The following is a 13,088-nucleotide window of genomic DNA, read 5'->3' as shown; positions in this document are numbered from 1 at the left end:
TGATGCAAAAGTACACGAATTTTTTTACTTCAAAATCCACAAAAACCAATGAAGAAATTGTTATGAACTAACAAAAGGGTTACTGAGGTGAAACTAAACTTAAAAGATCTATTTCTTCCTATCAATTACATAATTAACCATAAGTTCCAGCGACTCTTTGTACTCCGAATCCGGGTAAGTCTTTAGTATCTCAAGTGCTTCTTCCTGAAAGGCTTTCATTTTGGCAATAGCATATTCTAAACCACCGTTATTTTTCACAAATGCAATGACCTCTTTTACTCGCTTTTTATCTTTATTGTGATTTTTAACAGAATTAATGAGCCAGTTTTTATCCTTTTTGTCGGCATTATTAAGCGCATAGATCAAAGGTAAAGTCATTTTTTGCTCTTTAATATCAATACCTGTTGGTTTTCCTATTTGAGTATCTCCATAATCAAACAGGTCATCTTTTATTTGAAACGCCATACCTATAAGCTCACCGAATTTTCGCATGCTTTCTACATGCTGAGAACCGGGTTTCACCGATGCTGCTCCTAAACTACAACAAGCCGCAATTAAGGTTGCCGTTTTTTGGCGGATGATTTCATAATACACATCCTCAGTAATATCAAGTTTTCTGGCTTTTTCAATTTGAAGCAACTCACCTTCACTCATCTCCCGTACCGCTATAGATATGATCTTAAGTAAGTCAAAATCATTATTATCAATTGAAAGGAGTAACCCTTTTGATAATAAAAAATCGCCTATTAAAACCGCTATCTTATTTTTCCAAAGAGCATTAACTGAAAAAAATCCACGGCGCCTGTTACTATCATCAACCACATCGTCATGTACCAAAGTAGCCGTATGTATCAACTCAATAACCGAAGCCCCTCTGTAGGTACGTTCGCTTACCTCTCCATTTGACACCATTTTAGCAACTAAAAACACGAACATTGGGCGCATTTGTTTCCCCTTACGGTTAACTATATAATGCGTGATCCTGTTTAATAAAGCAACCTTACTTGACATGGATAGTTGGAACTTTTGTTCAAAAAGATCCATTTCAAAAGCTATGGGTTGTTTTATCTGTTCTACTATTTTCAAATCCTAATTTTATGAAGAACCAAATATAAGACTAATTGAGTAAATAGATTCCCGCTTTCACGGGAATGACAGTTTCAAAGGATACCACGATAAAATCGTGGAATTTATTTTAACTTTTATTGGCTAATTGTCCGCAAGCAGCATCAATATCTTTCCCTCTGCTCCTACGAACCGTAACGGTTATATTATTGGCTTCAAGCGTATTCTGATACATGTCTATAGCTTCCGGGTTTGCCTGTTGAAATTCGCCATCATCAATGGGATTATATTCAATTAAATTGACTTTACTTGGTGCAAATTTGCAAAACCTGACTAGTGCATCTACATCTTTTTGTTTGTCATTGATGCCTTTCCAAACCACATATTCATAGGTAATTCTGTTTTTAGTTTTGGCATACCAATACTCTAAAGCTTCCCTTAAATCTTTTAATGGAAAGGATTCATTAAATGGCATGATAGAGGTCCGGACCTCATCTATGGCAGAATGTAACGATACCGCCAGTTTAAATTTAACGCCGTCATCAGCCATCTTTTTTATCATTTTTGGCACACCGGATGTTGATACCACAATACGTCTTGGAGACATTCCCAATCCCTCGGGAGAGGTTATTTTATCAATAGCTTTCAACACATTATTGTAGTTCATTAGGGGCTCGCCCATCCCCATAAACACAATGTTACTTAATGGCCTGTTATAATATAGTCTACTTTCCTTATCAATAGCCACAACCTGGTCATAAATTTCATCGGGATTCAGGTTACGCATGCGTTTTAAACGCGCTGTAGCACAAAATTTACAATCTAAACTACAGCCCACTTGGCTGGACACACAGGCTGTTGTTCTTGTGTCTGTTGGAATTAAAACCGATTCCACTATTAAACCATCATGCAAGCGCACCGCATTCTTCACGGTTCCATCTGTACTGCGTTGCATAGTATCTACCTCTATATGGTTTATTACAAAGTTATCTTCCAGCATTTGGCGCGTAGTTTTTGATATGTTAGTCATATCACTAAATGTATGGGCCGATTTTTGCCATAACCATTCATAAACCTGATTTCCACGAAAGGCTTTGTCACCCTGTTTTACAAAAAACTCCCGAAGTTGATCTTTGGTTAATGCTCTGATATCTTTTTTGTTTTCTGCCATTGGTATGCAAAAATAATGAAAGGAATTTCAATTTACGATATACGATATACGATATTGATATATACGATTTTTGATTTAGGAATGACGATTTTAGTTTGCATTAGGGATTGAGGTTTTGTTGGAGCTCTCCCGATAAAAAATCGGGAAGCGACTACCGAAAGCCCGACCCCTTGCGGGTAATGCCCTAATAAAAAAGCCCCGATAAACGAGGCTTTATATAGTCGATTTACATACGATTAAATAATTAGCATGGCATCTCCATAGCTATAAAACCTGTAGCCTTCTTTTACCGCCTCGTCGTAAGCTCTCATAATAAAATCATGACCTGCAAAAGCCGAAACCATCATTAATAATGTGGACTTTGGCGTATGGAAGTTAGTAATCATACAGTTTGCAATACTAAAATCATATGGCGGAAAAATAAATTTATTGGTCCAGCCCTCCATTTCATTTAGCAAACCGTTTGAAGATACGGAACTCTCTATAGCTCTCATTGCTGTAGTACCCACGGCACATACACGTTTCTTGTTTTGAATGCCCTGATTAACGGTCTCTACTGCAAATCTATCGATGGTGATCTCTTCACTATCCATTTTATGTTTTGAAAGGTCTTCAACCTCAACGGGGTTGAACGTCCCTAAACCAACATGTAATGTTACCTCAGCAAAATTGATCCCTTTAATTTCCAAACGCTTTAATAAGTGTTTTGAAAAGTGAAGACCTGCAGTAGGTGCTGCTACAGCTCCTTCGTTTTTAGCATAAATAGTTTGGTAACGGTCTTCATCTTCAGGCTCAACATCTCTTTTGATATATTTAGGCAGTGGTGTTTCTCCTAATTCCTGCAATTTTCTACGGAATTCTGAGTAAGAACCGTCATATAAGAAACGAAGCGTACGACCACGTGATGTTGTATTGTCTATAACCTCTGCCACCAACGTATCATCATCTCCAAAATATAATTTGTTACCGATTCTTATTTTACGGGCCGGATCTACCAACACATCCCAAAGACGTTGCTCTTCATTCAATTCTCTTAATAAAAATACTTCTATTCTGGCTCCCGTTTTTTCTTTATTACCATATAATCTGGCAGGAAATACTTTAGTGTTATTTAAAATTAAAACATCATCTTCATCAAAATAATCAATAACGTCTTTAAACAACTTATGTTCAATGGTTTGTTCTTTTCTGTTAAGAACCATTAAGCGCGATTCATCTCTGTTTTCTGATGGATATTCCGCTAAAAGGTCTTGAGGTAAGTTAAAGCCAAAGTGTGATAATTTCATGCGTTTATTTTTACTATTATTAACGGGCGCATGTAACCTTTGATGTTAAAATAATCACTTCTATCCTTAATCTAAATGATTATTTTAATCATGTTGGTTTCATTTGCTCTTTATTATTTTTATTTATTGGTCAAATGTAATATTTGCATTATGTTCGGTACAAAATCAAATTTTAGAATACAAATATTTCATGTACTGGTATTTTTAGAAAGCTGCAAATATACAATCTGATAATGGGGGTTGTCAAGTAATTCAGGAATTATTATTCAGATATTTTAAATCCGATAGATTTCAGATCATCCCAAAACGTTGGATATGATTTGGAAACTACCATGGCGTCTTCAATTACAATGGAGGTTTTTAAGGCTAAAGGAGCAAATGCCATAGCCATTCTATGATCGTTATAGGTTTCTATGGAAACCATTTCTTTAATGTTTTTCGACGCGCTTAAATGGAGTGATTTATCTGTAATCTCTAAAGTTCCACCAAGCTTTTCAATTTCGGTTTTTAAAGCAACAAGTCGGTCGGTCTCTTTAATTTTCAGAGTATGGAGTCCTCTTAAATCACAGGCCATTCCTAAAGCAAAACATGTAACCGCTATAGTTTGCGCTATATCAGGCGCGTTCCTTAAATCTAAAGTTAAGGGCGCTAAATCAGATGTTGTCTTTTTTAAAGTAACGGTATTCTGGTTAAAGGTGGTTTCTACACCAAAGTGTTTATAGATCTCAACCAAAGTGGAATCACCTTGTAATGAATTCTCTTTATATGAAGACAGGCTAATTTCTGTTCCAACAGCACTCATAGCAGCTATACTATAATAATAGGAGGCTGAAGACCAATCTGATTCTACTACCAATGTTTTAGGCTGTAACTTGTTTGTATTTGGTTTTACTGTAATAACATGGCCCATAAACGATGTTTCCACACCGATCTCATCCAACAGGCCCAAAGTCATTTTTATATAGGGCACCGAAGTGATCTCCCCTTCAAGTGTTAGTTCCAAACCGTTCTCTAATTTCGAAGCAATTAATAACAACGCCGAAATATATTGACTACTCACATTAGCCGCTAATGATACCTTGTTTTGAGTAAGCTTCTTTCCCTTAATCTTTAATGGAGGAAATCCTTCATTTAACTCATATTCAATATCTGCACCTAATTCCCTTAGTGCTTCAACTAAAATTTTAATCGGACGTTCCTTCATACGCTTAGAACCCGTAAGTGTGACTTCTCTTCCTTCCTGTATAGCAAAAAAAGCAGTTAAAAATCGCATGGCGGTCCCTGCGTGGTGAATATCCACAACATCTGATTGTGAACTTAATGCCCTGGTCATTAAGTTAGAATCATCTGAATTAGATACATTTTCCAGATTGAAAACCGGATATAGTGCTTTTAAAAGTAATAACCTGTTAGATTCACTTTTAGACCCTGTTATTTGCACTGAAGATTGCCTGACTATCTCAGATTTTTGAAGCGTAATTTGCATACTTATGAATACGGATTATAAACAAGCTGCAAATTTACTCGATAATGGAGATTAATGCTATGAAACTTGCTATTTTTTTATGCTTTTACTTAAATCCGTGAACAATTTATTCTGAGAGGGTCATTTCAATTTTTCGTTATTATGATGTCTATCGTGGTCTCGTTTTGCTTTCTTATCCATTCTCCTGTCAAAAGCTTTTTGCAAATCTGTTCCCGTTTGGTTTGCAAGACATAATAATACAAACAGTACATCGGCTAATTCTTCTCCTAAATCTTTATCCTTATCACTTTCTTTTTCACTTTGTTCCCCATAACGACGGGCTATAATACGTGCCACCTCACCAACTTCTTCAGTCAGTTGTGCCATATTGGTAAGCTCGTTAAAATAGCGCACACCATGTTCCTGAATCCAATTGTCTACAACTTTTTGAGCGTTTTTTATATCCATTATGCCTTTGTTAAAACTATTTGTTCTGCTTCTTTCCGGATAAATGTATTAAAATATTCTTTTAAAGCCTCATAATGTATTGGTGATATAATAGATTCATTAATTTGGGAAGTTACAGAAACCTGAATAGTATTACCCCTGCTTAAAATTTTAAACTGAAATGATCCCAAATTATCCGGCAGCCTAATAGCTGCTGCCTCCGGGATACTTTCTATTTTATAACCATCGGGAATATTTATTGTTACTCTATGAGACGTGATTGACGGATACCCAAAATCTATCGGAAACTCTCTTTTTTCCAACTTAAATGGGTTTTCACTTGTTTTTAAATAAAAAAGAGGCGAAAAGTACATCTTATCCCCAATAATATCGGCCTGACTTTCTTTAACAAATTTATATGATTCTATAATTGGTTTTAACAACTCCTTGTCATTTTTAACTTCATAATCGGAAATTTCAATACCATTGTACCTGTTTTCCAATTTCTCTAAATAAGCATCTTTATCTGCACCGTTGTAACTATTCCTAAATGAAAGGGCCCTGTGGTTTGTTCTTACGCTTCTAAAGCTTCCTTCAAGTGTTCCCTCTTCATCAATTTTCACCATCATGTTCATGGCGTTTTTAGACTTGGTTTTAGGGTAAAGATCTATTAAGCCGGAACCACCATTTTTAGCCACAATTCTACCTTGCCAGTTCAATACTCTAAAAGGCAGTACATTTGGCACTGAATATTTATTTGTAGCATCTAATAATGTCACCGAGCCATCAGGTAATTTTACCCAGGTGACCACATAATTAAATCCTTCTCTGGTAGGAAACAAAGGGATGCCATGGGTTCTGGTACTTACTAAAACGGGATTTGCATTTAAACCGGCATGCCGCAACATGGCAGTAAGCATCAAATTAATATCACCACTATTACCCACATGGTCTTTATAGGCTTTTCTAACATCATCTGCATAGAACCCGTAATAGCCATTCCACTTCACCTGTGATTTTACAAAATCAAAAATCAATACTACTCTTTCTGCCGGGTCTGAAACCGAACTAATTAATGCATCAATATCTTTCTGAAAATAGGCTGTTTTTTTTAGTTCTTCGCCAAAACTGGAACTCTTGTAAACTCTTTTTACAACGTCTTCCCAGGTTGTTGAATACGTCTCTATGGTTGCGTTTGGAAATTTGGTATATGAGAGTTCATATTTGACTGATGACCTATAATTATTAATACTGTTAACATAGGGTTCATCTCTAAGAGCCGGCACATTTTCTAAACTATAAGTATTAACTTGTTTATTAAAATCCACTTTTGAAGTACTATAATTAGTACGTGTAACAGCACTAAGACCCTGGCCACTACTAGTTCTGGTTTTATTATTAAATGTAATAGAACCTCGTTCATTTTCAACCTTTGGCACAACCGATAAAAAGCCCTTGATGTTAACTTTAAAATTGAAGTATTCCGGGACATCAAACCTGGCTTCCAACTTTTTTACAGGAATATTATGCTGAAATATAAACTCATCGACATTAGACAAAAATGGGGATGAAATTTCATACTTATACTCAATAACAGAACTTGGTTTTAAATTGGGCATAGTGAATTTAACTTCATTGGTATACTTGCTAGCCTTAGATTTAAAAATGTCACTCTTATTTAATTTACTCTCAATTATTTTTCCATTCTCTAAATTGTAAGTATAAGCTTTAATTTGAGAAACTTTTTCTTCGCTTCCACCATGGCCTTTATAGAGTCTAATTTGCTCGGTTGCGTAATCAAACCCTTCCTGGTTATAAAGTTTTATTCTCTCCTGGATTTCAGTTTTTAAAACAAATCCTTCCCCCTGTATATACTCAAAATAGCTTTTTCGGTATTTATACAAATAAGCAGCATTGGCTGTTGAATCTATGGAGCATACGGTTTCTTCTAATTCTTCTTTTGAAACTTTACCAAACTTATAATTCTGTGAAAAAGCTGATGCAACAAAGCACAAACTAAGGACCATTGTTAGTATTCTCATTTAATTTATTTTTTAATTAAGGCTATTTTAGCGTTGTCTTGTTTTGAAACTTCTTTGTAAAAATCTCTGAAACCATCATAATCTTCTTTAGGAAAATCACCGTCCCTTACAATAAACTCCCTGTTATAGATTATTGTGCTTTCATCTTTGATCTCAAGCTCCATTTTATAGCTGCCATATTTATTTTCTATAGAAACATTCTTAGGTTGCGATTCTATTTTGTAATCTGTTGGTAACTTAATTTCAACGGTATCTACATCTTTAAAGCCCCGTTTTATTTGAAGTGGTAATTTTCTACTTCTGTATCTATCCGGAACATGTCTGTTTCTATTTAGAACATTGAGTGGCAATAACATTCTATCACCAATAATTTTGGAATAGTTCGACGCTTTAAAGCTGACATCTTCAATAAACTCAATGTTATCTCTATCGTTATTGATTACCATGGCATCAATACTTAGCCCATTAATATATCGCCACCTTTTTTTATAATGCGTATCTAAATCCCTGTCCGTTTCGCTTTCCAACCAATATTTATCATCATATTGAATGCCTTTGGAAACCACCGTTACTTTAGCTTCAATAGCGCCTTCATTAGAAATATTACAAGTCCCTTTTATGGTTTGCAAACTCTCTTCAACTTCATATTTTTTTGTATGCTCGATTCTACCACCTTGAGGAGTAATTACCAGCGCATCCCTATCATCTGTAAAATCACCAATGAATCCAAATGGCAATTTCTGACTGGTACATTCTAACCAAATATCTTCACCATTTTCCTGCGGAATGTTCAGTATCACATGGTTTCCCTGCATGGCAGCAAAATCTTTTTCTATACTTCTCTGAGATCCTCTGGCATAAACAACTGTATAATAGGATTCTACGCCTGCCGCTTTTAAAAGTGCCATGGTGTAATTGGTCAACGCTTTACAATCACCATACCCTAATCTATCGACTTTTGAAACATTAAATGGTTTCCATCCACCAATGCCCACCTGTACACTAATGTAACGTACTTTATCCTGTACAAACTGATATACCTTTTTTGCTTTTTCTATATCATCAGTTTCGCCTTCAACTAAACTTTGAATGGCAGAACGTGTACCTGCCGGTAGATCATGGGTGTTTTTTATTAAATCATGATACATCCATTTTCCAAAATCATTCCAACTCTCTACTTTGGTTTTTACCCCTTCTAAGGAGAATTGATTAGAAGCCACTAAAATTCTAGGTGCCATAACAGAAAACGACGGGCTATAATCTTCCGGTTTTATGGCCTCAACATTTTTTACTTTAAAACTAATGCTACTATTGAGTTCCTCTTTCTCTAAATCCAGATTTTCAAAGTTCTTTTCCTTTGTCCTGACCGCAATTCCCTGTGGGTAGCTTATATTATACGAACTACTCTCTACACTTAAATGATAATCATTCACCGGATAAAAGGGTTGTATGAAGGCTGTATTCCTATTGGTTGTTTCACTAATAAACTCTACGGTGTACGGGTAACTTATTGGTGTATATTCCAAGTATTTTACTCTGGAATCTGAATACAATGTACCGCCATCAACGGCACTTACATCTTTAAAATCTTTCTTCTTTATTTTTTTGATCTGCTTCCCAAAAGCATCAAATACCAAAGCCTGCAACTCAATAATTCGCTCATTGTTATCGTAATACACAATAGCGTCCACATTATCATCGCCTTGTTTATTAAATACCGTTACAACACGCTTTTCAATAACATGCATTTCGCTTGCAGACTTCAGGGTAATATCAATACTACTTTTTCTGACTACCGCATTGGCGTTTTCCAATAGATCATCAGGAATAGAATAACTGGTGTATAAATTGTCTTGGGGGAAAGCACTAAAAACTAGTAGCAAGAGGGCACTAACTATAAAATATTTTACCTTCATAAATCAGAAGCATTATTTTATTAAATTAAAAATAGCATAATTATCATTATCGCTTTGATGGAAACCCCTTAGTTTTTATAATGACTTTTTTTTGGAATTATAAATCAAAAACCTTATAAGTAAAACAAATAAGCACGGTATAAAAACATATTTAATTTCGCTTAAAATTACTTTAAGCCCCCATTCTGAAAAAAACGCTTCAATGCCCAAAGGAGACACTATAATTTCTCTAAATGGAAAGAAGAACCGTTGATTATTTATGGGAATTAAAAACCCAACGCCTCTACCGCCAGAGGTCATGGCATCTAAAACACCATGGGACACAGTAGATAAAAATATGACCAAAAACCAAATAAGCTTGTTTTTTCTTCCAAAAACAAACATTAAAAGAAGCGCCCAAAGTATTGCAAAAAAAATAGAATGGGTAAACCCACGATGCCCTAACGGATGCCCATAAGGAATTCCAAATTTAAAACCTACTACATCAAAATCGGGAAAGATGGCTGAAAATATTGCTGCAATAACCAGCCACTTTAAATTTTTAGTATCAATAACCTTAGAAAATGTGTAACCAACAATACCATGAGCAAACAGTGATGCCATTATTCCTTATTTTTTGAATCTATGATTATGGTTACCGGACCATCATTTACCAATCCTACTTGCATCATAGCCCCAAATTGTCCCGTTTGTACTTTTTTACCTAAATCTGTTTCTAATTGTTGTACAAACAACTCATATAAAGGAATGGCAATATCTGGTCTTGCTGCTTTTATATAACTTGGTCTATTTCCCTTTTTGGTAAGTGCATGAAGCGTAAATTGGCTCACTACAATGGCATCTCCCCCAATCTCTTTAATAGATTTATTCATGACACCATTTTCATCACCAAAAACTCTTAAATTGACAACTTTATTGGTCAGCCACCTGATATCTTCCAACGTATCTTCATTCACAATACCCAAAAGAATTAAAAGTCCGTTATCAATTTTAGCTACCTGTTCTCCTTCGATGGTTACGCTGGCTTCCGAGACCCTTTGTATAACTACCTTCATCTATTTATTTTCCCAATTATCAGTTCTGTAATTTTCGTCTTCGCCTTCTAAAATCTGTAAATAGCTTCTGTACCTGGAATAAGCGATCTCATCTTTATCCAATGCCGCTTTTACGGCACATTTTGGTTCTTGTAAATGCAAACAATTATTAAACTTACAGTGTTGCTTTAATGCGAATATTTCCGGAAAATAATCCCCTACTTCTTCTTTATCCATGTCTACTACGCCAAAACCTTTTATTCCCGGCGTATCAATTATTTTACCGCCAAAATCGGTATCAAACATCTCTGCAAACGTCGTGGTATGTTGCCCTTGCATATGTAAAGTTGATATTTCCTTGGTTTTCAAATTCAAATCAGGTTGTATAGCGTTGACCAAAGTAGATTTACCTACTCCGGAATGACCGGAAAACATGCTTACCTTGTCTTTCATTATAGCCTTTACTTTATCTACATTTTTGCCGGTTACGGCCGAAACACCGATGCACTCATAACCAATTTTTCTGTAAACGTGTGCCAAATATTTCACCTCTAAAAGGGTGTCTTCATCGTAAGTGTCAATTTTATTAAAAAGCAAAATTGTTTTGATGGAATACGCTTCCGCAGTAACTAAAAATCTGTCAATAAAACTTGTAAAAGTGGGTGGGTTGTTAATGGTTACCATTAAAAAAACCTGGTCCAGGTTAGTAGCTATTATATGCGTTTGCTTAGAGAGGTTAACCGATTTACGTACTATGTAATTTGTTCTATCATGAATGTTATATATGATCCCTGATTCTACATCGTTGGCTTTTTCTAATTCAAAATCTACCATATCGCCCACAGCTATAGGATTAGTGCTTTTAATACCCTTAATACGGAATTTGCCTTTTATCCTGCACTGGTAAGTTTCACCCAATTGCGTTTTTACGGTATACCAGCTTCCGGTAGATTTATAAACGAGTCCTGTCATATTTAATTCAAAAATAACCTAAAATAATTATTTTACCCGTACGAATATCTTTATATTCGAGGCTTTAAATCTTAAACAATCCAACAACATGAAAAAATTATTGATCGTATTAGCTATATCATTATTTAGCTTTATTGAAACGCATGCTCAGGTAGAGTTTAAAGTCATTACAAGTGTTGAATCTATTGTCCCAAGTGGATTGGGTCGTTCCAGGCTTATTTCGGCTACAGCCGATAGAGATTTTGAAGAATTTACTTCAGAACAAACCGAAGCAGACCAAACACGAAATAAATCGAAAAGAAAAGAAATCCGTGTAAAAGATTTTGAAGAAACAAAACTCTTGAACTTTTATAATATTGGAGGCATCCGTTTTCAAAATATAGCTTCAAACGACGCATTAATTTCCTCTAAAATTACAACTATGGTATCAGAAGGCTGGGAATTAGCTTTTGTTACCAGCGCGGTTGAAAGTGCAGGGGACAAAGATCCTAATGGTATTTTTATTACCAGGTATATTTTTAAAAGAAACAGACAATAATAAAAATAAAGCCTCACAAATGTGAGGCTTTATTTTATCCGTTAATTATCTTCTCCTGGTGATTAATAGACTCCTGGTGAATAGCTTTGAACATTTTCAAAACAAACTCTTCACTTAAGCCATGGTCCTGACCTTCTAATACCATTCTTCCTAAAATCTCGTTCCAGCGTTTGCTCTGTAATACGGCAACGTTCTTCTCTTTTTTAAGCTTACCAATCCCATCAGATACTAGCATACGTTTTCCAAGCAACTCAATAATTTCATGATCAACAACGTCTATTTTCGCTCTTAAATTATTAAGTTTTTTATTGTATTCTGCCTCTGCATCAGCTTCTTTTTTAACCTTTAAATCTCTCATCATTTGCACCAAAGTATTAGGTGTTACCTGTTGTGCAGCATCACTCCAGGCTTTATCAGGATCATGATGCGTTTCAATCATTAAGCCATCAAAATTCAAATCCAATGCAATTTGAGAAATATCAAATACCATATCTCTCTTACCTGTGATATGAGACGGATCGTTTATAATTGGTAAATCAGGAAATTTAGTTTGTAGTTCAATAGCTAATTGCCAGTTAGGGTTATTTCTGAATTTAGTTTTCTCGTACGTTGAAAACCCTCTGTGAATGACTCCTAATTTTTTAATGTTAGCCGTATGTAAGCGTTCTATAGCTCCCAACCAAAGTGATAAATCAGGGTTTACAGGATTTTTAACCAGTACAATTTTATCGGTTCCTTCTAAAGCATCGGCTATTTCCTGAACAATAAACGGGCTTACCGTAGAACGCGCTCCAATCCATAGCAAATCAATATCATGCTCTAAAGCCAGCTTAACGTGGGCTGCATTGGCCACCTCGGTAGCCGTTTTCATTCCGGTCTCTTCCTTAACCTTTTGTAACCATTTTAAACCCAGGGCTCCTACACCTTCAAAATTTCCCGGTCTGGTTCTGGGTTTCCAGATACCTGCTCTGTAGTAGTTCACATCGGTATCTTTTAACTCATGCGCAATTTTTAAAACCTGCTCCTCCGTTTCTGCACTACAAGGTCCGGCTATTACCAAAGGATGACCTAAGTTTAAATCATCTAACCAATTTCTTAACTCTTTTTTGTTTTCCATAATTTTTAATAAAATTTCAAGCTTCAAATTCCAAA

At 35.4% G+C, this 13,088-nt stretch carries 12 protein-coding genes; 1 reads left to right on the top strand and 11 read right to left on the bottom strand.

The genetic code is table 11. The features are described from left to right. Positions 1 to 108: 108 nt before the first annotated feature. The 10 genes from Q0983_RS20260 to rsgA form a co-directional block, all read right to left on the bottom strand. The gene (locus tag Q0983_RS20260; protein ID WP_299557045.1) at positions 109 to 1,086 is read right to left on the bottom strand and encodes a polyprenyl synthetase family protein; all 978 of its coding nucleotides are present in this window, start codon (positions 1,084 to 1,086) and stop codon (positions 109 to 111) included. A gap of 109 nt (positions 1,087 to 1,195) precedes the next feature. Then, positions 1,196 to 2,236, bottom strand: a complete 1,041-nt coding sequence (rlmN, locus tag Q0983_RS20255) for a 23S rRNA (adenine(2503)-C(2))-methyltransferase RlmN (RefSeq protein ID WP_299557043.1) — start codon at positions 2,234 to 2,236, stop codon at positions 1,196 to 1,198. Positions 2,237 to 2,472: 236 nt separating this feature from the next. Further along, complete coding sequence (gene queA / locus Q0983_RS20250) at positions 2,473 to 3,522, bottom strand: tRNA preQ1(34) S-adenosylmethionine ribosyltransferase-isomerase QueA (protein ID WP_299557041.1); 1,050 nt, start codon at positions 3,520 to 3,522, stop codon at positions 2,473 to 2,475. A 262-nt stretch (positions 3,523 to 3,784) separates the two neighbouring features. Beyond that, entirely contained in the window at positions 3,785 to 5,008 is a 1,224-nt protein-coding gene (locus Q0983_RS20245; protein WP_299557040.1) for a 3-phosphoshikimate 1-carboxyvinyltransferase, read from the bottom strand. A gap of 120 nt (positions 5,009 to 5,128) precedes the next feature. Further along, on the bottom strand, positions 5,129 to 5,455 hold the full coding sequence (locus Q0983_RS20240; RefSeq protein ID WP_299557038.1) for a nucleotide pyrophosphohydrolase: 327 nt from the start codon (positions 5,453 to 5,455) through the stop codon (positions 5,129 to 5,131). Then, complete coding sequence (locus Q0983_RS20235; RefSeq protein WP_299557036.1) at positions 5,455 to 7,476, bottom strand: DUF3857 domain-containing protein; 2,022 nt, start codon at positions 7,474 to 7,476, stop codon at positions 5,455 to 5,457. The genes Q0983_RS20240 and Q0983_RS20235 overlap by 1 nt, the downstream gene beginning before the upstream one ends. 5 nt (positions 7,477 to 7,481) lie before the next feature. Then, positions 7,482 to 9,392 (bottom strand): DUF3857 domain-containing protein, encoded by a 1,911-nt coding sequence (locus Q0983_RS20230; RefSeq protein WP_299557034.1) that lies wholly within the window; start codon positions 9,390 to 9,392, stop codon positions 7,482 to 7,484. A gap of 75 nt (positions 9,393 to 9,467) precedes the next feature. Then, the gene (locus tag Q0983_RS20225) at positions 9,468 to 9,995 is read right to left on the bottom strand and encodes a metal-dependent hydrolase (RefSeq protein ID WP_299557032.1); all 528 of its coding nucleotides are present in this window, start codon (positions 9,993 to 9,995) and stop codon (positions 9,468 to 9,470) included. Next, a complete protein-coding gene (dtd, locus tag Q0983_RS20220) occupies positions 9,995 to 10,447 on the bottom strand; it encodes a D-aminoacyl-tRNA deacylase (protein ID WP_299557030.1) in 453 nt (150 codons plus the stop codon). Before dtd ends, Q0983_RS20225 begins: the two co-directional genes overlap by 1 nt. Next, on the bottom strand, positions 10,448 to 11,398 hold the full coding sequence (gene rsgA, locus Q0983_RS20215) for a ribosome small subunit-dependent GTPase A (RefSeq protein WP_299557028.1): 951 nt from the start codon (positions 11,396 to 11,398) through the stop codon (positions 10,448 to 10,450). Between the two features lie 88 nt (positions 11,399 to 11,486). Here rsgA and Q0983_RS20210 point away from each other — a divergent pair, with 88 nt between their 5' ends. Continuing rightward, on the top strand, positions 11,487 to 11,936 hold the full coding sequence (locus Q0983_RS20210; protein WP_299557026.1) for a hypothetical protein: 450 nt from the start codon (positions 11,487 to 11,489) through the stop codon (positions 11,934 to 11,936). 34 nt (positions 11,937 to 11,970) lie between these two features. Here Q0983_RS20210 and Q0983_RS20205 read toward each other — a convergent pair whose 3' ends face one another. Further along, complete coding sequence (locus Q0983_RS20205) at positions 11,971 to 13,053, bottom strand: bifunctional 3-deoxy-7-phosphoheptulonate synthase/chorismate mutase type II (RefSeq protein ID WP_299557025.1); 1,083 nt, start codon at positions 13,051 to 13,053, stop codon at positions 11,971 to 11,973. Positions 13,054 to 13,088 lie beyond the last annotated feature (35 nt).

This window comes from Seonamhaeicola sp. (assembly GCF_028281565.1).
GTDB lineage: Bacteria > Bacteroidota > Bacteroidia > Flavobacteriales > Flavobacteriaceae > Seonamhaeicola.
The sequence above is the reverse complement of the archived record's forward strand: the minus strand, read 5'-3'. Positions and strand labels throughout refer to the sequence as shown.